At 68.1% G+C, this 20,633-nt stretch carries 15 protein-coding genes; 10 read left to right on the forward strand and 5 right to left on the reverse strand.

The window, feature by feature from the left end:
* Positions 1-13: 13 nt before the first annotated feature.
* The 5 genes from ACI1V7_RS08150 (at position 14) to ACI1V7_RS08170 (ending at position 5,276) form a co-directional block, all read left to right on the forward strand.
* On the forward strand, positions 14-1,684 hold the full coding sequence (locus ACI1V7_RS08150) for a DUF7507 domain-containing protein (RefSeq protein WP_404531248.1): 1,671 nt from the start codon (positions 14-16) through the stop codon (positions 1,682-1,684).
* Positions 1,685-2,076: 392 nt separating this feature from the next.
* Positions 2,077-2,703 (forward strand): response regulator, encoded by a 627-nt coding sequence (locus tag ACI1V7_RS08155; protein ID WP_404531249.1) that lies wholly within the window; start codon positions 2,077-2,079, stop codon positions 2,701-2,703.
* A 47-nt stretch (positions 2,704-2,750) separates the two neighbouring features.
* Complete coding sequence (locus ACI1V7_RS08160) at positions 2,751-4,325, forward strand: GAF domain-containing sensor histidine kinase (protein WP_404531250.1); 1,575 nt, start codon at positions 2,751-2,753, stop codon at positions 4,323-4,325.
* Positions 4,318-4,692 carry a response regulator gene (locus tag ACI1V7_RS08165; protein ID WP_404531251.1) on the forward strand — a complete coding sequence of 125 codons (375 nt, stop codon included), beginning with the start codon at positions 4,318-4,320 and terminating at the stop codon, positions 4,690-4,692. Before ACI1V7_RS08160 ends, ACI1V7_RS08165 begins: the two co-directional genes overlap by 8 nt.
* A gap of 260 nt (positions 4,693-4,952) precedes the next feature.
* Positions 4,953-5,276: a hypothetical protein gene (locus tag ACI1V7_RS08170; RefSeq protein WP_404531252.1), complete on the forward strand. Its 324-nt coding sequence runs from the start codon at positions 4,953-4,955 to the stop codon at positions 5,274-5,276.
* A 45-nt stretch (positions 5,277-5,321) separates the two neighbouring features.
* Here ACI1V7_RS08170 and ACI1V7_RS08175 read toward each other — a convergent pair whose 3' ends face one another.
* The 4 genes from ACI1V7_RS08175 to ACI1V7_RS08190 are packed head-to-tail and all read right to left on the reverse strand — an operon-like array spanning position 5,322 to position 9,927.
* On the reverse strand, positions 5,322-6,317 hold the full coding sequence (locus ACI1V7_RS08175) for a Csu type fimbrial protein (protein ID WP_404531253.1): 996 nt from the start codon (positions 6,315-6,317) through the stop codon (positions 5,322-5,324).
* Positions 6,314-8,650, reverse strand: coding sequence for a fimbria/pilus outer membrane usher protein (locus ACI1V7_RS08180; protein ID WP_404531254.1), 2,337 nt, complete (start codon positions 8,648-8,650; stop codon positions 6,314-6,316). Before ACI1V7_RS08180 ends, ACI1V7_RS08175 begins: the two co-directional genes overlap by 4 nt.
* A gap of 15 nt (positions 8,651-8,665) precedes the next feature.
* Positions 8,666-9,412, reverse strand: a complete 747-nt coding sequence (locus ACI1V7_RS08185) for a fimbrial biogenesis chaperone (protein WP_404531255.1) — start codon at positions 9,410-9,412, stop codon at positions 8,666-8,668.
* On the reverse strand, positions 9,412-9,927 hold the full coding sequence (locus ACI1V7_RS08190; RefSeq protein WP_404531256.1) for a Csu type fimbrial protein: 516 nt from the start codon (positions 9,925-9,927) through the stop codon (positions 9,412-9,414). The genes ACI1V7_RS08185 and ACI1V7_RS08190 overlap by 1 nt, the downstream gene beginning before the upstream one ends.
* Before the next feature lie 170 nt (positions 9,928-10,097).
* Between ACI1V7_RS08190 and ACI1V7_RS08195 the strand changes: the two genes are divergently transcribed.
* A complete protein-coding gene (locus ACI1V7_RS08195) occupies positions 10,098-10,886 on the forward strand; it encodes a helix-turn-helix domain-containing protein (RefSeq protein WP_404531257.1) in 789 nt (262 codons plus the stop codon).
* Here the strand turns inward: ACI1V7_RS08195 and ACI1V7_RS08200 are convergent.
* Entirely contained in the window at positions 10,883-13,192 is a 2,310-nt protein-coding gene (locus tag ACI1V7_RS08200; RefSeq protein ID WP_404531258.1) for a sensor histidine kinase, read from the reverse strand. The genes ACI1V7_RS08195 and ACI1V7_RS08200 overlap by 4 nt on opposite strands.
* A gap of 516 nt (positions 13,193-13,708) precedes the next feature.
* On the opposite strand from ACI1V7_RS08200, the gene ACI1V7_RS08205 reads away from it, so the two are divergent.
* From ACI1V7_RS08205 to ACI1V7_RS08220, 4 genes are all read left to right on the forward strand, one after another.
* The gene (locus ACI1V7_RS08205) at positions 13,709-15,679 is read left to right on the forward strand and encodes a peptidase U32 family protein (RefSeq protein WP_404531259.1); all 1,971 of its coding nucleotides are present in this window, start codon (positions 13,709-13,711) and stop codon (positions 15,677-15,679) included.
* A gap of 69 nt (positions 15,680-15,748) precedes the next feature.
* Positions 15,749-16,213, forward strand: coding sequence for a hypothetical protein (locus ACI1V7_RS08210; protein ID WP_404531260.1), 465 nt, complete (start codon positions 15,749-15,751; stop codon positions 16,211-16,213).
* 390 nt (positions 16,214-16,603) lie between these two features.
* Positions 16,604-17,938 (forward strand): sigma-54 dependent transcriptional regulator, encoded by a 1,335-nt coding sequence (locus ACI1V7_RS08215; protein ID WP_404531261.1) that lies wholly within the window; start codon positions 16,604-16,606, stop codon positions 17,936-17,938.
* A 371-nt stretch (positions 17,939-18,309) separates the two neighbouring features.
* The gene (locus ACI1V7_RS08220) at positions 18,310-20,619 is read left to right on the forward strand and encodes a hypothetical protein (protein WP_404531262.1); all 2,310 of its coding nucleotides are present in this window, start codon (positions 18,310-18,312) and stop codon (positions 20,617-20,619) included.
* Positions 20,620-20,633: the final 14 nt, after the last annotated feature.

A 20,633-nucleotide genomic window follows, 5' to 3' on the forward strand; every position in this document is an offset into this window, starting at 1 on the left:
CTGGGTCCGCATCATGACTGATTCCCGCAACCGTTTTGTCCGTCTGTTCCGCCTGGCCGCCGCCGCTGCCCTCGCCTGCGCCGCCCTGCTGGCGGTATGCGTCCCCGCGCAGGCCGCCTGCACGGTAGGCGCGTGCATTAGCGCGGGACCGCGCCTGGCCAGCGTCGATACGCAGAAAAGCGCCCTGCTCAATCCCCTGCTCGGCGGGCTCCTCGGCAGCAGCCTGTCGCTGACGGCGGCCGACTGGAATTCGCTGGCGACGGGCAACGTCCAGCTGCTCGGCTTCCTGAACGCGCTGCAGGCATCGACGAACACGTCCACACCGTCGCAGGCGCTCGCCGCCAACGCGACGCTCGCGCAGATCGCCGCCGCCCTTGGCGTGCAGGCCCAGGCCCAGGCGAATACCTCACTGTCCGGCGCGCTGCAGACGCTGGCCTCGCAACTGAGCGGCACCGGCGCCACGGTGCGTGTCGGCGACCTGCTGAAGCTGACGGCCGACACCGGCACCCTCGGCACGACGACCGTCAACGCGCTCGACATGCTGACGGGCCTGGTGCAGCTCTATAACACCCGCAACGTGCTGACGACGCCGAAACCGGTCGGCATTTCCGGCGGCGTGCTGGGCCAGGCCGGCCTGATCAACTCGGTGGCCCTGTACGCGCAGGTCATCGAACCGCCCGTGTATGTGTGCGGCCCTACCGGCTCGGCCTTCCGCTCGGCCGCGATCCGCATCAAGCTCAAGCTCGACCTGGTGACGCTGAGCCCCGTCACGAGCGTGCTGACCGTGTTGCCCGGCGTCTCCAGCGCCTCGGTCGCCATCAGCAAGCTGGACGTCTACCTGGAAGTCGCGCGCGGCGAAGGCACGCTGGCGGCCGTCGACGCCGTCGGCCGCGCCGTGACCCTGCAGGTCGCGCCGGGCGTCGCCGACGCCTATATCGGCGCGATCGACGACAGCGTGTTCTTCAACCGCTCGCGCACGCTGTCCGCCGCCGACGTCGGCTATGGCCAGGTGGGCTCGCTCGTGCTGAACGGTTCCGTGTTCGCGATCGAGGTCAAGAGCACGACGCGCGGCCAGGCGCCGTTCACGACCAGCGTCACCATGTCCGGCACCTTCCCTCAAACGCGCACCGTCAGCACCAGCACGGCCTTCGCCACCAGCATGGCCAACAGCCTCGCATCGAACATGGCCGTGCGCACGACGCCGACGCTGGGCCTGCTCGACTCCGTCGTCTCCCCCGTGCTCAAGACGCTCGTCGTGAACACGCTCAGTCCCGTGCTGACGCCGGTGCTGACCGGCGTCGCCGATCCCCTGCTGAACCTGCTCGGCATCGGCCTCGGCCAGATGACGGTCACGGTCGACGGCATCTGCGACGCCTGCGCCTCGTTCAAGCTGACGAAGTCGGCGGACAAGGCCGACGCCCAGCCCGGCGCCACGATCACCTATACGATCTCGTACCAGAACACGGGCAACACGACGCTCTCCGACCTGAGGATCACGGATCCGACCCCCGCCTTCACCACGTATGCCGGCAGCGCCTGCGGCACCCTTGGCGCAGGCCTGACGGGCTGCAACGTCGCGACGCAGCCGGCAGCAGGAGCGACGGGAACCGTCGAGTGGCGGTTCACGGGCACCTTGTCCCCCGGTGCGAACGGCAGCGTCAACGTCACCGTGCGCATACAGTGACAACGGAGCTGAAACCGCAATTTCGATAAACGGCCCGGAGAATTTGTTGCGTTTTATCATCATCCGACGGGGCAGTATTTATACAAAATATTGACGCGCTGCAGCGGCCCTCGCCTACGTGTGTGATAATTTGATAGATTCAAGACATCGTGTTAATTGTGTGCTTTTACACCAAATACGGGCCCGCGACTGAGCATTTGTACGAACCACGTGCTTAAAATAAACATTGCGGGCATAATGTTGGTCGGCATGCGCGGTGCAGCGAAGCACCACTTGGCGAAAACCACGAAACGGCGATGATCCCGGACCGCAGCGCAACATGGCCCAGCAACATGGCCAGTGCCATTGAATAATGCTTGACAGCATCACCTGACCACGTAAAATCAGAAAATATGAAATTGCACAGCAGCCAAAACGCGCGTGAGCATAGCTACGACGCATCCGAGTTCTGCTCCACCAAGGAAGCAGCGACGATGCTCGGGGTATCCCATCGCACGGTGCAGCTGTGGGTGGAAAGCGGCGTGCTGCAGGCGTGGAAAACGGCAGGTGGCCACCGGCGCATCGCCATGTCGTCCGTGAACCGCCTGGTCGAGCAGCGCAGCAACGCGATTGCCGGTCCCGCCGCCAGCCAGGCCGCGGATACCGGCCGCAAGGTGCTGCTGGTCGACGACGATGCGACCATGCTGCGCCTGTACGAGCTGGAGATGGCGGGCTGGGACCTTCCGCTCGACGTGATGAAGGCCAGCAATGGCTTCGAAGCGCTGATCCGTATCGGCGAAACCCGCCCCGACCTCCTGATCAGCGACCTGAGCATGCCCGGCATGGATGGTTTCCGCATGATCCGCACGCTGCGCAACGACCAGGCGTACGCGAACATGGCAATCATCGTGATCAGTGGCCTGGACCGTGCTACCATCAAGTCCATGGGTCTGCCGGAAGATATTCCCGTATTTTCCAAACCGGTTCCATTTGCCGAACTGCATCGCGCAGTCGACCATGTGCTCCGTCCGGCGGCTTAAGCAATTTCTAAGAAGAAAAGCCAACGTGATGTATTTACCGAGCGAACATGCCAGGAACGCCCACGCACCCAGAAGAAGTCCACCGGCTACAAGTCCTCAAGGACCTGAATCTCCTCGATACGCCTCCTGAAGAGCGTTTCGACCGCATCACCCGGATTGCCACCCGCCTGTTCGACGTTCCCATCGCCCTGGTCTCCCTCGTCGATGAAGACCGCCAATGGTTCAAGTCGCGCGTCGGACTCGACCTCGACCAGACCGACCGCTCCATCTCCTTCTGTGCCCATGCCATCCTGCAGAACGACGTCTTCGTCGTCGAGGATGCGGCCCAGGATCCGCGCTTTGCCGACAATCCCCTCGTGACGGGCGAACCGGGCCTGCGTTTCTACGCGGGCTTTCCACTGGCCGCCCAGGACGGCAGCCGGCTGGGTACCTTGTGCGTGCTCGACCGCCGGCCGCGTCGCTTCGACGCCGCCAAGCGCGCCCTGCTGCGCGACCTGGGCAGCATCGCCGCCAACGAGGTCGCATCCGTCGAACTGAACTGGGCCATGCAGCGCCAGCGCGACAGCGAGGCCGGCATGCGCGCCCTCCTCGAACACATCCCGGAAGGCGTGCTGATGCTCGACGTGGCCGGCACCATCCTGTGGGTGAACCCGGCCGCCGAACGCATCTTCGACACGGCTTCGGCCGGACTCGTCGAGCGCCGCGGCCAGTCGCTGCTCGCCGACGATCCGCAGAAACTGGCGGCGAACACGGGCCTGATCAACCTGACCCCTTACGAAAGCATCGGCCGCCGGACCGACGGCAGCCTGTTTCCCCTCGAATTCACCGTCAACCGGCTGATCCTGAGCGGCGAGAAGCGCGTCGTCGCGATCGTGCGCGACATCTCGATGCGGCGCGCGGCGGACGAGCGCTACCGCGCCACCGACGAGCGCCGGCGCAAGTATTTCGCTACCGCCACGCACGAGTTGCGTACCCCGATGGCAAGCGTGCTCGGCTTTTCCGAATTGCTGCTCAAGCGCGACTTCGACATCGCCACCGGCCGCGAGCTGATCGAGATCATCCACCGCCAGGCCAGCCGCCTCGTGGACCTGATCAACCAGCTGCTCGACCTGGCCCGCATCGAGGCCGGCGGCAAGGACGAACTGGATTTCCGTCCCCTGGCCGTGGGAGAGCTGCTGGAACAGACCCTGGCCGGCCTGGTCGGCCTGGGCGAGGGGCACCGCATCGCCGTGCACATCGAACCCGGCCTGCCCAACGTGTCCGGCGACGTCCAGAAACTGCAGCAGGCACTGACCAACATCGTCAGCAACAGCATCAAGTACTCCGGGGCCGATACCCCGATCGAAGTGAGCGCCTTCCAGGTCGCGCCCGGCGCACAGCCGACCGTCGCCCTGCGGGTGAAGGACAGCGGGATCGGCATGACGCCGGAACAGCAGGCCCAGATCTTCGACGCGTTCTACCGCGCCGACAAGAGCTCGAGCGTCCAGGGCAGCGGCCTGGGCATGACGATTTTCAAGGAAATCATCGACTTGCACGGCGGCACCGTGGAGCTGCGCTCCGCCCCCGGCGCGGGGACCGAAGTCACGATGATCCTGCCTGCGATCGGAGCGGCCGATGAGTGAACCGAAGACCATCCTCGTCATCGAGGACCAGGACGACCTGCGCCTCCTGATCCGCCTGACCGTCAAGCACCTGGGGCGCGTCGTCACGGCGTCGGAGCCCGTCGGCGCCATGCAGATGGTCGCCCAGGAGCGTCCCGACCTGGTCTTGCTGGACGTCTGGCTGGGGTCGGAAATGTGCGGCCTCGACATCTGCCGCCGGCTCAAGGGCGATCCGGCGACGCGCCACATCAAGGTGCTGCTGCTGTCCGCCTGCGGCCAGCAAAGCGACGTCGAGGCCGGCCTCGCCTCCGGCGCCGACCGCTACGTGGTCAAGCCGTTCAGCCCGGAAGTTCTGGTGCGGACGGCGAGCGAGTTGTTGCAAGGTTGAGCGCCACTCGCTTTAGAGGAGTTCCTCTAGAGGCCATTGCTTGCGGCGTATCCGGCAAAACCGGAAACGTTCAATCGATGTTTCCCATGGGAACTGAATATTTCTCATAAGAATTTATTTGGTTCGCCCGCCAAACCCGTCAAACCGGAAATTCCCTGCTGCGATCGGCCCTCCCGCCCGTCGGCCGACCCCACCCTGCCGTATTTGCACGTGCCGATGCGCTGGCCGATAATACGGCCACGGCAAATCGAGGGGGCAGAATGAACAAATGGTTGGCAGCAGCGGTGGCAGCGATGGCAGTGGCGAATGCGCCGGCAGCCTGCGCGGCGACGCATTCGGCCTCCATGGAAGTCAGCTTCCGTCTGCAGGAAGCGTGTTCCATACGCAGCAGCAGTGGCAGCGGCAGCGCCGCCCCTGGCCAGGCTGCCCAGGTCAGCTGCCAATACCGGACCCCGTACCAGATCGTCCCGAACGACGCCGCCACGACTGCCGCCGCTTCGTCTTCCCTTTCCGCAACGGCCCCGCGCCGTGCCGAGCCGCCGGCCGAGACCGACGCGCCGGCGGTCGTCACCATCTGTTTCTGAACTTCCCGGCACGCGGCCGCGCGCGGCGTGCAACTCGCCGATCCGTCAAAAATACAAGGTGGCCGTGACCGTGTCCTTGTAGTCGCCCGGCGACGGCGTCGTCTGCGGGCTCACGCGGCCATATACCGTGATCGACTGGTTCGATCCCGTGCCGGTACGGCCCAGGGCGACGCCGCTGCTGCCGCCGTCGCCCCAGGAAACGCCGTCCAGCGTGCTCGAGAGCTGGTAGGCCACCGTCTCGCCCGTCGCCGCGTTCTTCATCCGGCGCAGCCCGCCGCTGGCGTTGTTGCCGGCATTCAGCGACACCTGGTAAGCCTTGCCCGCCGTGCACACCACGTTCATGCTCGTGCTCGCCCTGACGGCGGCGCTCAGCACCCGCGAGGTGCCGAAGGCGAGCTGGCCGACGCTGATCTGGCAATCGTTGACGACGGTCGCCTTGGCCTGGAACGAGAAGGTCCTGCTCGCGCCGGCCGTGCAGGACGGCGTGACCAGGCCGCTGAAAGCGTACTGGATGGTGCCCTGGCCGGCGAAGTTGGCGGTGTACAGCGTGTCGCCGCTGCCCGTCGTCGCCACGGACGACAAGGCGTTTCCGGGAATCTTGCCGTAGACGGTATAGGTCTTGCTCGCCGAGCCGATCCCCAGCAAACCGCCGCCGGAGTACTTGAACTGCGACGTCCCCGGCACCGATGCGGAGCCCCAGATCGCCGCCGCCGAATAGCTGCTGTCGACGTACAGGTTGAACGGCAGCGTGTTGCCGCCGTTCGTCATCGTGCGCCAGGTGCCGCCGGCGCCGGCCAGGCTGACGCAGATGGAGGCCGTCGGCAGGACCGTATTGGGCGTCAGCAGCGTGAACGAGCAGGTGACGGTCAGCGTGCCGCTGGCGTACACGTCGGCGCCGGCGATCGGATTGACGTTGGAAAACACGACGTCGGTCATCGCCGCCGTGCAGTCGTCGGCGCGCGCGGCGCCGGGTGCCAGCAGCCACAAGGCCACGAAGATGGCGGTCAGGCGGACCAGGAAGGCGGCCAGGGTCGATGTCATGGGATCTTCTCCGTCAGGGTGTCGCAAACGAGGGGGCCGATGGTCGGCAGCGCGCCGCCGGCGGCGGCATAGGCAAACGGCAGCGTGCAGGCGCCGGCGCCCTCGCCCACCACCAGCCTGTTATTCGGTTTCAATCCTTCGACGAAGGCGATGCCGTCGTAGCCGACCACCGTCTCCGGGCCGCCTTCCAGCACCACCTTCGTCCCCACCGGCAGCGGCTTGCCGCCGGCGCCATGCAGGATCACGGTGGCGGCCGCGTAGCGCTCCAGTGCGAAGCGCGCCGCCACGCCCGCCGACTGGCGCGGCACGACGGCCGCACGGGTCGACGCCACCCGCATGTCGGCCGGCAGCGCCGTCACGTCGATGCCGATCTCGTTGCGGGTGTACGGGATCAGGTCCGGCACCAGCAGGCGGCCGGCGCCGTCCGTGCGGCCGATCATGCGGTTTTCCTGCAGTACGGGAACGTCCGCCACGCCCGTCGAGACCAGCGCGAAGCCCCGCCCCACATAACGCGCCGGCAAGACGGCCCCATCCATCGCCACCAGCGCGCCCGTCAGCTCGACCGTGGTGGCACGGGTGGCGCCGGCGCTCTGCGTGGTCGCGCTGAGCTGGCCCGCGCTGCCCAGGTACTGCACCTGGGCCTGGTCGTAGCGGCGGTCGCCGATCGTGCCGCGCTGCACGTTCCAGCCGAAGCCGCCGCCGAAATCGGGGGCGCCCGAGGCGGACAGGTTCGTCGTGCGCACGCCGTTCTGGCTGCCGGCGGCGGCGCTGCCGCCCGCGTGGCCGCCCAGCGGGAAGCTGAGCGTCAGCTGCATGCCGCGCGCCTCGTCGCGGTTCAGGTCGCGGTAGGCGGACAGGCTGGCCTGCACGCCATAGACGAGCTGGCTGCCCAGCGACACGGAGACGATGCGGGCGGCCGGCTGGTCCGGCAGCTTGTAGTTGATGAAGCTGAGGCCGGCGTTGCGCCCGCCCGCGAGCGCCACGCTCAGGTTCAGGCGGTCGCTGGCGCGCACGGCGGGCGCGTCGTCGAGGGAACCGAGGTCGCCGTAGCCGCGCGTGCTGCGCAGGCTCTCGGCGTCGATGGCGAAACGCTGGGCGACGTACTGGTAGCCGAGGCTGGCCTGGGCCCCGCGCAGGCGGCCCGCGCTGCCCGCCACCGAGGTGCTGAGGACGCCGGCCTGGCCCAGCCGCACGAGGCTGCCCGCGCCGATGTGCACGAGGCCGCGCCCGGCTTCGCCGTGCGCCTCCAGCGTGAGCGCGTCGGTGAAGCCGTGGCGCAGCGAGCCCATGGCCACCGGCGTGGCGGCGTAGTCGAACGATTTGCGGCCGTACGCGCGCCGTGGCGCGCCCAGCGTGAGCGCATAGTCGGTCAGGCCCGTCTCGAGCAGGCGCGTGTCCACGTACAGCGGCAGCGTGGCGGTCACCGTGCGGCCCAGCGCGTCCTCGGTGACGACGGTGGCCTGGCCGGCGCCGTTGAAGCCGGCGATGTCGCGCAGCTGGAACGGACCGCCGGCGACGGCGGACTGATACTGGCGGATGCCGTTCACGTACAGGCTGACGCTGCTGGGCACGACGGCCGAGCCGCCGTAATTGGCCACCGGATACGTCAGCAGGTCCGGACGCAGCGCGAAATTGCGCCGCCACTGGATGCCGCCCACGCGCATCGCGCGCGACCAGCTCAGCGACGGCGCGATGACGTCGCCCACCTCCAGCGAACGCATGGAGACGGGATCGGCGCGGACCCAGGTGGTGTCGTAGCGCACATAGCCCGTGTCCGTCCCGCGCAGCACGGCGGCCCCGGTATTGCTGACGACGCCGTTGGCGTCGAAGTAGCGCAGCTCCGTGATCGCGTTCACGGCCGTGCCGTAGCCGGACTGGCCGTGCAGCGTGTAGTTCAGCAGCAGCCCGCGGCCCGCATCCCCGCTCGGCAGCGCCGGCGCCTGCACGCGGCGCGCGCGCAGTTCCTGCGGCGCCTGCAGGCTGTCGTCGAGCACGAGGTCGATGCGCTGGCCCGCCGCGTCGTAGCGGTAGCGCAGGCCGGCCACGGCGTCGAGCTCGAACGCCTCCTGGCCGGCCACGCCGAAGCGGCGCGGGTCCAGGCCCAGGTCGACCAGGTTCTGGACGGGGCTGCGCAGCCCCTTCGGCCCTTGCATGAACGAGGCGACAATGCCCGTCGGCTGGCCGTTGATGCTGACCTCGAGGAACAATTCGACGGCGGCAGGCTCGGCCGGGATCGCATCATGGGACGGGCCGCCAGGGCCGTCCTGCGCCGCGGCCGCGGACGGCAGCAGCGCAAGGAGAACCAGCGGCAGGCTGGCGCGCCCCAATCCCATCGGATCCGGGCCGGATCAGTTGCCGCCGGGCGCGACGGGGAACTGCTCTTCGCGCGTGTTGACGGTGGTGATCACGGTGAGCTTGCCCTGCAGGCCGGCGGCCTTGTCCTGTGCGAGCTTCCAGTCGCGGCTGCGGCCGGCCAGCGCGTAGCCCAGCAGGCCCTTGCTGATCTCGACGTCCTGGCCCGCCTCGGTGCGCACGCGGGTCGCGCCCAGCTGGGCGTGCAAGGTGCCGCCGTTGGCCGCGCGCAGCACGGTCTCGCCGTCCTTGCGCACGAGCGTCCAGGTGACGGCCGGCGCCGCCGCGGCGCTGGCGCCGGCGACGAACACGGGCACCGAATACTGCAGGCGGATGGCGACGCCGGCGGCGGCATCGCCGCGCGGGATCTCGTCGATCAGGATACGGTAGGTGCGCTCGACGGCAGCGGGCGCGCCGGCGCGGCGTACCAGGCGGATGGTCTGGGCGCTTTGCGCCGCCACTTCGATGACGGGAGGACTCGCCACCAGGTCCGTGGTCGGGGTCAGGACGTCGACGCCGTCCTTCTGGTCCCAGGCGTACACGCGCACCTGGCCGTACAGCGGCGTGTCGCCGTAATTCTGCAGGTTGATGCCGGACGCGGCCTGGGCCGGCTGGAAGGCGATCGAGACGGGCGAGATCTGCAGGTTGGCGGCGGCGGCCGGCGCGCCGGCCAGCAGCAGCGCCGTCGACGCGAACGCGGCGGCGGCCGACAGGATGCGCGGCGTGCGGAGGAATCGTTGCATCAGAAGTAGACGGTGGCGGTGACGGTCGATTTGTAGCTGTCCGGCGCCGGGGTGGTCTGCACCGGGATTTCGCCGTACACGGTCAGGGTCTGCAGGTTGCCGTTGCCGACGCCCGACATGGTGTCGGTGCCCTGGGTGTTGCCCCACAGGCCCGAGCCCGGCGACTGGAACAGGTTGAAGCGCACGGTGCCGGTATTGGCGCCCGTGCCGCTCAGGTAGCGGTTGGTGCCCGACGAGCCCGTCCCCGTGCCGGCGTTCAGGCCGACGTTGTACGGCGTGGTATTGGTGCAGGTGACGTTGATCGTCGAATTCGCCGTGACGGCCGCGCTCAGCACGCCCTGGTTCTGGCCGAAGTCCATGCTGTTGGCAGCGATGGTGCAATCTGCAACAATCTTCATCGTGACATCGAAATTCGCCGTCTTCGACTGGCTGTAGGTGGCCGCCTGGGTGGCCAGCGGGACGAACAGGGCGCCGACCAGGCCGAGGGCTGCCAGTTTCGAAGTCGAGGTCAACATGATGATTCTCCTTATGGGGTGATTGCTGCGTTATTGCCGTGTGACAACTATCGCAAAATCCGGCAAATACTGCAAATACGAAACATCTTCCAGGGGAGAAAAAGGCTCTGTTGCACGTGAAATCTCGATAAAACCGCTAGGATTGCTGCTCAGGGACAACGCCCGTCACCATGCCATTCACGCCTTTCACGACAAGCATCCTCCTGGTCGATCCGGACGAGGCACGCCGCGCCGTCCACGGCACGCTGCTGCGCCGGGCCGGCTACGGTGTCGCCTGGGCGGCGGGCGGCGTGCAAGGCGTGCGCCTGGCCGCGCTCGAGCAGCCGCAGCTGATCGTTGCCGACGTCGCCCTCCCCGACATGGATGGCTACGCCTGCTGCCGGCTGCTCAAGGCGGATCCCGCCACGCGCTTCATCCCCCTGATCCTGCTGGGAACGGACGCCGGGCCGCGCGAACGGGTGACGGGACTGACGCTGGGCGCCGTGGACTTCCTCGTCGCGCCCTGCGACCCGGACGAGTTGCTGGCGCGCATACGCGTGCACCTGGGACTCGTGCCGCGCGCGGCCCCGCCTGCACCGCCGGCAGCCGCGCCCGCGCTGCCGATGGACCTGGACGCGCTGGTTCTGGCGGCGGCCTGCCGCCTGATCGACGCCAACCTGTCCGACCTGCCGGAACTGGCCGACATCGCGCGTGCCGCGGGCACCTACCGCGAGCGCCTGAATGCCGTGTTCCGCCAGCGCCTGGGCTGCAGCGTGTTCGACTACGTGCGGGAACGGCGCTTCGCGCGCGCCGAGCGCTTGCTGCGCGAAACGGAGATGGATGTGAACGACGTGGCCGACGCGGTCGGCTACCGCAATGCCCGGAATTTCTCGACGGCGTTCAGGGAGCGGACCGGGCTGGCGCCCGGCGCGTGGCGCCGCCGCGCCCATGACGGGGCGGCGGACAAAGGACGGGACTAGGCTGCTTCGACGCCGGTACGGGGCACGACGGTCGCCGCCGCCCCGGCCGGCAGGTCGACGTGGAAGCTCGTGCCCTTGCCCTCCACGCTCGTGAACCACAGGCTGCCGCCGTGTTCCTCGACGATGCCCTTGCAGATCGACAGGCCGAGGCCGCTGCCGCCGGCGCTGCCGGCCTGCGCGAAGCGCTGGAAGATGCGCTCGCGGAACGTGTCGGGGATGCCGCTGCCATGGTCGATCACCGAAATCCGCAGGATCTCCGGCAGGCGCTCGATGCGCACGACGACGCGGCTGTCCGTGGGCGAGAACTTGATGGCATTCGATAGCAGGTTGGTCAGCACCTGCAGCAGGCGATCGCGGTCGAGCTCGGTTTCCAGTTCCGCGCAGCCGCCCGGGCATTCGCATTCCAGCGCGATGTGGCGTTCCTGGCCGAAGCCGCGCATGGCGGCGACGGCTTCCTGCACGAGCGGCAGCACCGCCTCGCGGCGCTTGTCGAGCTTCAAGCCGCCGGCCTCGATCTTTTGAACGTCCAGCATGTCGTTGACCAGCCGCACCAGGCGTTCGCAATGGCGGTGCGCGATGTCGACCAGTTCCTGCACCTCCGGCTCGAGCGTGGCGACCGTGCCCTGCGCCAGCAGCGACAGCGACACGCGCATCGACGTCAGCGGCGTCCGCAGTTCGTGCGAGGCGGTGGCGATGAACTCGTCCTTCATGCGCTCGACCTTCTTGCGCAGCGAGATGTCGTGCAGGAAGATGCTGAAGAACGGCCGCGTGCCGCTGGCGACGAGGCCCAGCGTCAGCTCGACGGGGATCTCGTTGCCGTTGCGGTCGCTGACGATGCGCTCGACGCGCTGGCCCAGCAGGCCCAGTTCGCCCGTCTCGGCGAAGCGCGCCAGCGATTTTTCCACGCTGAAGCGGTAGCGCTCCGGCACGGTCAGCGCCACCGGCTTGCCGATCGCCTCGCCGCGGCTCCAGCCGAACATGGCGCGTGCCTGCGTATTCCAGTCGACGATGCGGCCGTCCAGGTCGACGCCGATGAAGGCGTCCTGGGCCGTGTCGATGATCGTATGGATGCGCTGCTCGTTGGCCTGCACCTGGGCCAGCGCGGCCGCCAGCTCGTTGGTACGCTCGCCGACGCGGCGTTCCAGCGTCGCGTTCAGCAATTCCAGTTCGGCGCTCCTGCGGATCAGGTCCTGCACGAGGTGGTTCAGCGAATCGGCCAGCTCGCGCACTTCCTCGTAGCCGCTGGCGCCGCCTTCGATGACGGACGCCTTCGCGCTCCCTTCCTGCAGCGTGCGCGCCGAACGTGCCAGCCGTTTCAGGGGGCGCGTGATCATGCGCGCCACGACGGCGCCGGCGACCGAGAACAGCAGCGCCAGGCCGATGCCGCTGGCCAGCGCGTACTGGCGCAGCAGGTCGATGGGGACGAAGGCGGTGGACACCTTCTGGCGCACCAGCACGGTCCAGCCCAGGCCGGGGTAGTCGTCATAGCCCTTGGAGCGGCTCAGGCCCACCAGGTAGCGCGTGCCGCCGGGCCAGGTTTCCTGGCGCCACGACGGCTGCTTGGGGTCGGCCATGGCCAGCAGCGACGTCGGCAGGCGCTTGCCCTGCAGGTCGTCCGGACCCAGCAGCACCACGCCGCTCGCGCTGACGATCATCGCCTCGACCTGGCGGCTGCGTTCCAGCGGCGCGATGATCGATTCCTCGACGTCGCGCGCCCAGGCCCAGGACAGGTGGGTGCCCAGCACGCCGCTCACGCGGCCGTCCGGACCGTGGTAGGGAAAGGCGACATCGACGAAGCGCATCGGCTCCCCGCCCTCCTGCTGCAGCAGCTTGGCCAGCAGCAGGGCTTCGTGGACGTCGCCCACGTGGCGGCCCTTCAGCGCGCGGCCGAACCAGGGACGCGCACTGACGTCCTGCCCCTCCAGCAAGCCCTTCGCGGCAACCTTGACCTTGCCGTCCAGGCCGGCCAGGCCGATCCAGCCGTAAAAGCGATAGCTGCCCAGCACGTCGTCCAGCATCACGCGCCGCGCCGCGATGGGGCGCGCATCGTCGCCCAGTTCGGCGCGCCGTGCCAAGAGCGCGATTTCCCGGTAGCGCTCGTACATGCCGCGGTCGAGCTTGTCCGACGTCTGCAGGGCCAGCTCGGCCAGCCCGCGGCCGATAGTGTCTTCCACGTGCTGCGTCGCCTTGTGCTCCACCACTTCCACGATGACGAAAGTCAGGATGACGGACAGCAGCGAAAAGGCCAGGGCCATGTAGCCGGCCAGGCCGCGGGGAAAGGGAAACGCCGATTTGAACACAGACATTTGTACAAATGGTCGAAAAGGTTTTTGCTGCACAGTAACATACGTTCGAGCATGCGCCCAGCATCGGACACATCGCTGCGGCGTTTACGACACATTTGGATAGTGCGATTCGAGGAGTGCTTTCCGGAAGGAAAAGCGTAGTTCGAGACGTGCGCAGGCGGCTTACTGGTGGATGAGGGTGCGGCGCCGATCGACTGTCGTGCGAACGAGAAATATGTGCGGATGCACAAACGGACAATGCCTGAAGGGGCGGAGTGACTACGAGCGTGTAGTAAAACGGTTTTTCTCGACGTGGCTCGGGCAGGCCAAGCTATCGTTGCGCCTGCAATCACAAAATGGCGACGACCATTGTGTGCGCAATCATTAGCGGGAAGGCGGGGAAAAGTTTCCATCTCATAATAATCAAAAGAAACGCTTGCTGCAAGAACATGCGGAGTGTCCGATCGATGGCCCCAAGCGGTGACATAAGCCATTGATATGGCTATAATTTCCGCCTTCGTTTGCCAGGATTCCGCCATGTCCCTCCTTCCCCACCAGCTCGAACTGCTGTCCCCCGCCAAAACCGCCGAGATCGGCCGCGAAGCCATCCTGCACGGCGCCGACGCGGTCTATATCGGCGGACCGGCCTTCGGGGCGCGCCATAACGCCAGCAATACGCTGGAAGAGATCGCCGCGCTGGTGGAGTTCGCGCACCGCTACCGCGCGCGCATCTTCGTGACGATGAACACGATCCTGCACGACGCCGAGCTGGAAACGGCACGCAAGCAGATCCACCAGCTGTACGATGCGGGCGTCGATGCGCTGATCGTCCAGGACATGGCGATGCTGGAAATGGACCTGCCCCCGATCCAGCTGCACGCCAGCACCCAGTGCGACATCCGCACGGCGGAGAAGGCGAAGTTCCTGGGCCAGGTGGGCTTTTCCCAGCTCGTGCTGGCGCGCGAACTGACGATCGAGCAGATCCGCAAGATCCGCGCCGAAGTCGATACGCCGCTCGAATACTTCATCCACGGCGCCCTGTGCGTCGCCTTTTCGGGCCAGTGCTACATCTCGCATGCGGACACGGGCCGCAGCGCCAACCGCGGCGACTGCTCCCAGGCCTGCCGCCTGCCGTACACGCTGTCCGACGGCCAGGGCCGCGTGGTCGCTTATGAAAAGCACCTGCTGTCCATGAAGGACAACGACCAGAGCCGCAACCTGGAAGCGCTCGTCGACGCCGGCATCCGCTCGTTCAAGATCGAGGGCCGCTACAAGGACATGGGCTACGTCAAGAACATCACGGCCCACTACCGCCTGCTGCTGGACGAGCTGCTGGAGCGCCGTCCGGAACTGGCGCGCGCCTCCAGCGGCCGCACCGAGGTCAACTTCACGCCCGACGTCGACAAGAACTTCCACCGCGGCCATACGGATTATTTCGCCCAGGGCCGCCAGCAGACGATCGGCGCCTTCGATTCGCCCAAGTACGTAGGCGTGGAACTGGGCACCGTCGTGCGCGTGGGCGGCGACAACATCGACCTCGTCACCAATGCGCCCATGGCCAATGGCGACGGCCTGAACTACATGCACAAGCGCGACACGGTGGGTATCCAGGCGAACGTGGTGCAGAAGCTGGGCGAGGACGCGGACGGCCAGCGCTGGCGCGTGTTCCCCAACGAGCCCGTGTCGAGCCTGGCCGGGCTGAAGGTGGGCACCGTCGTCAGCCGCAACCGCGACCACCAGTGGGAAGCGGCGCTGAACAAGAAATCCTCGGAGCGCCGCGTGCGCCTCGACATGGTGCTGGCCGACACGGACGGCGGCCTGGCCCTGACCCTCACCGACGAGGATGGCATCGCCACGACCACGACGGCCGCCGTGGTGCTGCAGCCGGCCCAGCAGGCCGAGCAAGCCCTGGCCGGCCTGCGCGCCAGCCTCGGCAAGCTGGGCAATACCATGTTCGAGGCGGGCGCCATCGAACTGGCGCTGGCCCAGCCGTGGTTCGTGCCGTCCAGCACGATCAATGCGCTGCGCCGCGACGCCGTCGCCGCCCAGGAAGCGGCCCGCCTGGCGGCCTGGCGGCGTCCCGAGCGGGCCCGGCCCGCGCAGCCGGCGCCGGCCTACCCGGAAACCCAGCTGAGCTACCTGGCCAACGTCTACAACGAGAAGGCACGCGCCTTCTACCACCGCCACGGTGTGCAGCTGATCGCCGCGGCCTACGAGGCGCACGAGGAGCCGGGCGAGGTCTCGCTGATGATCACCAAGCACTGCCTGCGCTTTTCCTTCAACTTGTGCCCCAAGCAGGCCAAGGGCGTGCAAGGCGTGCAGGGCCAGGTCCGCGCCGAGCCCATGACGCTCGTGTCGGGCGAGGAACGCTACACGCTGAAGTTCGATTGCAAGCCCTGCGAGATGCACATCATCGGCGCCATGAAACCGAACATCCTGCAGTCGCCGCCGCCGTCGGCCATCCCGTACAGCCCGCTCGTGTTCCACCGCCAGCGTCCCCGTGCCTGAAGGGCGGCGCACGGCGTGGCGGCGAAGCCGGCTATAATCTTGCGCGATTGAAATGTACGAAAGGATGCAATGAAACCTGCCCTGCCCCTGCTGCTGACCCTGCTGTGCGCGTCCGGCACGGCCCTGGCCGACGATGCGGCGCTGCTGGCCTGCCGCAAGCTCGACGACGACCCGGCCCGCCTTGCCTGCTACGACGCCATCCCCGCGGATGCCGGCGCGCCGCGCGCGCGCGCGGCCGTTGCCGCTGCAGCCGCCCCGGGCGACCCCGTCCAGAGCTTCGGCCTGGAAAACGTGCGCCGTCCGGAAGCGCCCAAGCTGATCGACAGCACGCTCGTCGGCCGCATCGACGGCTGGGGCCCGAACACCCAGTTCAAGCTGGCCAACGGCCAGGTCTGGCGCGTCAGCGACGGCAGCTCGGGCATGCTCGACCCCGTCACCGATCCCAAGGTGCGCATCAGCCGCAATATGTTCGGCACGATGTTCATCGAATTCCCCGGCACTAACCAGTCCGCCAAGGTCAAGCGCGTGCGCTGACACGCCTGCGATCCTCCCGGATGCGCCAGCGCGCATCCGCGTCACCTCCCTCCCCCTTGTAACCGCCGGGTACATACTGCCGAGCTAGGCGCGTCCACGGCTGCGCCGCTGCCTCTTCCAGCCGCCAGGGGCCGTGCCTGGCTGCGCGCGCGCCGCATCGCCAGCCACGCCTGGCGCATCCGCTGCATATACACGTTTCATCGCGCACGATTGAAACCATAAAGGTTGCATAAATGGCATAATGTTACTTGAACTTCAACGAATGTTAAGAACTTGCCAACGGGCTAGAGAACTCCGGCATTTCTTACCGTTGGTTACACTCGCAAAACTATAAGCCGGTCCCCGTCTGCGCTGTACGCGCAGGATGACGGATAACCGATGGAGAGAGGGATGACCCACAAGAAGCGTTTGCTGTGCATTGCACCGGACGAGACGGAGACGCTCGCCCTGCTGAGCGAGGCGATGCAAGACTGGGAGATCCGCAGCGTGGCGACCCTGGCCGAGGCCGGGCGCGAACTGCGCGGCGACCGCTACCTCGTCGGCCTGCTGATGCATGGGCGCGAACTGCAGCGCCCCGCCGACGTCGACACCTTCCTGCGCCGCCACGGCCACATGCAGTGGGTCGGGGTATTCCGGCGGCGCGACCTCGAGCAGGCGCCCTGCCGCGACCTCGTCGTCGAGCACCTGTGCGACTACCATACGACGCCGGTCGACCCGGTGCGCCTGGCCCACACGCTGGGCCACGCGCACGGCTGGGCCATGCTGCGGCGGCCCGCCACTGCGTCGGCCGACGCCGCCGACTCGCCGCTGATCGGCAGCTGCGATGCCATCGTGCGCCTGCGCGCCCAGGTCGACCGTGTCGCCAAGGTCGCGGCGCCGGTACTGATCTGGGGCGAGAGCGGCAGCGGCAAGGAGCTGACGGCCCAGGAGATCCATGCGCGGTCCGAACGCGCGCGTGGCCCGTTCGTGCCGATCAACTGCGGCGCCATCTCTCCCAGCCTGATCCACTCGGAACTGTTCGGCTACGAACGCGGCGCCTTCACCGGCGCCACCCGCGGCAAGGCCGGCCTGATCGAATCGGCCGACGGCGGCACCCTGTTCCTCGACGAGATCGGCGACCTGCCGAAGGACCTGCAGGCCAACCTGCTGCGCTTCCTGCAGGAGAAGACGATCTGCCGCCTGGGCAGCACGCGCCAGATCCGGGTCGACGTACGCGTGGTCGCCGCCTCGCACGTGCAGCTGCAGCAGGCCGTCGCCAGCGGCGCCTTCCGCGAGGACTTGTACTACCGCCTCGCCGTGCTGCCCGTGACGGTGCCGCCGCTGCGCGAGCGCCGCGACGACCTGGTTGTCCTGGCCGAGCACTTCTTCCACGCCTATTCCAGCGAGAAGTCGCCGCGCCTGAAAGGCTTTTCGAACCGGGCCATCGAGGCGATCCTGGAACACGAGTGGCCGGGCAATGTGCGCGAACTGATCAACCGGGTGCGGCGCGCCCTCGTCATGTCCGACGGCCGCCTAATCATGCCCGAGGACCTGGGCCTGTCACGCGCGATCGCCATCGCGCCGCCCGATGCGCTCGACGACACGCGCCTGCGCACGGAACGGCGCGCCCTGCGCGAGTGCCTGGACCGCAGCGGCCAGAACGTCAGCCGCGCGGCGCGCGACCTCGGCGTGTCGCGCACGACCATGTACCGTCTTCTCAGCAAGCACGGTATGCGCCCCGCCTGAAAGGCGATTTCATCATTTAGTCATCCGATGTCGGAGGGCGGCCAATGGCCGCCCTTCTGCTTTTTGCATGGCTGAGCGCAACCGTTTGCCGACAGGCTGGCACAACTTGGTACATATCTGTCCGGCCGCAAGGTGCGACGGATAACCCTGCGTTACACAACTGTTCCGTTTCTGGCACACATTTTCGGTAAATTTGGCAAATCGTGCAGGATTTTCTCTGACGCCCGCGTAGGACGAGCCGCACAAAGTCAACAAAAACAAGGGCTTAGACATGCCCGGGCAGGTGCTGGCACCAAACGTGCAAAGAAGATAACGTCGGCGCGACAGCGCAGCCGGCCCAACCAACCATCAAACCCAGAGGGGAAACTCGAATGAACAAGACTTTGCTCGTGACTGCCATTTCGCTTGCCTTCTCGCTGAGCGCACAGGCGGATGACTCCGTCGTCGGCCGCGGCGGCAGCACGGTGACGCAAACCACCACCCGCTCCACGGACAGCTTCAACAACAACAGCACCAACACCGCGACGAACACCACCTCGTCCGACAGCAGCAACAGCGGCAACAACAGCAGCACCAACACGAATACCAACACGAACACCAGCACCGCGTCGACGGACAGCAGCAACAGCGGCAACAACAGCAGCACGAACACGAACACGAATACCAACACGAATACCAACACCAACACGAACAACAGCAACAACAGCGTCAACACTTCGACGGACAACCGCAATAACAGCACCAACACGGCGACCAACACCAGCACCGACAACCGCAACAACAGCACCAACACCTCGACGGACAACCGCAACAACAGCACCAACACCGCGACCACCACGTCGAACAGCAACAGCGGCAACACCAACACGAATACCAACACGGCGACGACCACCCGCGACAGCGGCAACACCGCCACCACCACCTCGACCGACGACCATACGGACAACAGCCAGCGTACGGCCACCACGACCAACACCAACACGAACACCACCACGACCAACCGCGACAACGACAACAGCACGGGCAAGAACAACAGCTCGGGCGACTCGTCGGCGTCGTCGCTGGGCGCGACCGCGGCCAACAACGGCGGCACCGCCACCTCGAACGTGGCGAACGCCTTCAACACCTCGTCGGCCAACGCCACCAGCAACCTGTCCGGCTCGGTCTCGGGCAACAACATCTCGAACATCGGCAACGTCGCCAACAACACCGGTAGCGCCAACGGCGCCACCGGCACTGCAGGCGTCGGCTCGACCGGCACCGGCGGCAGCGTGCAAGCCACCGGCGGCGCCGGCGCGGCAGCGGCCGGCGCATCGGGCGCAGCGGGCGCGGCAGGCGGCATGTCGACCAACGGCGGCGCGACCGCGGGCAGCGCCACCACCGGCGGCTCCTACGCCGGCACCGGCGGCGCCGGCGGCGCGGCTGGCGCAGCGACCAGCGGCGCGGGCGCATCGGGCGGCATCGGCGGCGCGGGCGCGGCCGGCGGTATGTCGACCTCGACCGGCGGCTTCGGCGGTGCAGCCGCGGCCGGCGGCGCGGCTTCCGGTGGCAATGGCGGTGCGACCGGCGCCCTGAGCGGCGGCAACGGCGGCTCGACCGGCGGTTCGTATGCCGGCACCGGCGGCGCCGGCGGCACCACCGGCTCGGCAACGGGCGGCATGGGCGGCGCGGGCGCGGCCGGCGGCGCAGGTGGCGCAGGCGCGGCTGGCGGTACCGGCGGCATGGGCGGCATGGGCGGCGCGGCTGGCGCGGCCGGCAACGCCAACGCGGGCGGCACCGGCGGCGCAGCCACCGGCACCACCACGGCCGGCGGCAGCTGGGCGACCTCGGGCACGGCCGGCAGCGGCACCCCGGGCACCGGCACCGGCGAAGGTTCGGGCATGGGCGCCGGCGGCGGCGCCAGCGGCACCGCCACCTCGGGCGCTCCGTCCTCGACCGGCTCGGGCGTGACCGGCGGCACCATCACCTCGACCGCCGGCACCACCAGCGGCGGCGCAGGCGGCGCAGGCGCATCCGGCGCGGCCGGCGGCGTGGGCGGCATGGGCGGCGCAGGCGCTGCCGGCGGCATGGGCGGCGCGGGCGCGGCAGGCACCAACACTGCCGGCGCAGGCGCGGCAGGCGGCGCTTCGACCGGCGGCACCGGCGGCGCAGGTTCGTCGCTGGCCGGCACGGCCGGCAACGGCGCGTCGAACAGCGGCGGCGCAGGCGGCGCAGGCGGTGCTGGCGCAGCAGCGACCTCGACCGCAGGTGCGGGCGGCGCAGGCGCGGCAGGCGGCGCAGGCGGCTCGACCGGCATGGCGTCGACCACCTCGGGTTCGGGCGCAGCGGGCGGCGCAGCCACCGGCGGTTCGGCCACCACCGGCTCGGCCACTGCCGGCACGGCAACTGCCGGCGCGGGCGGCGCAGGCGGCGCGGGCGGCACCTCGACGGGCGGCGCAGGCGGCTCGCTGGCATCGATCACGACCGGCTACGGCGTGGGCGGCAACGGCGGCGACGGCATGGGCGGCAACGGCGGCTCGAACTCCGTCAACGCCGGCACCTTCAACCTGTCGAACACGATGGGCAACGCCGGTTCGGGCGCGGCGGGCATCACCGTCATCAGCCAGAACAGCGGCATCTCCTCCCTGGTGCAGCAGAGCGTCAACGTCCAGAGCAACATGAACGTCGGCGGCGCGCAGTAATCCAGCAAGCAGCA

Source organism: Massilia paldalensis (genome assembly GCF_044901715.1).
Taxonomy (GTDB): domain Bacteria; phylum Pseudomonadota; class Gammaproteobacteria; order Burkholderiales; family Burkholderiaceae_D; genus Telluria; species Telluria paldalensis.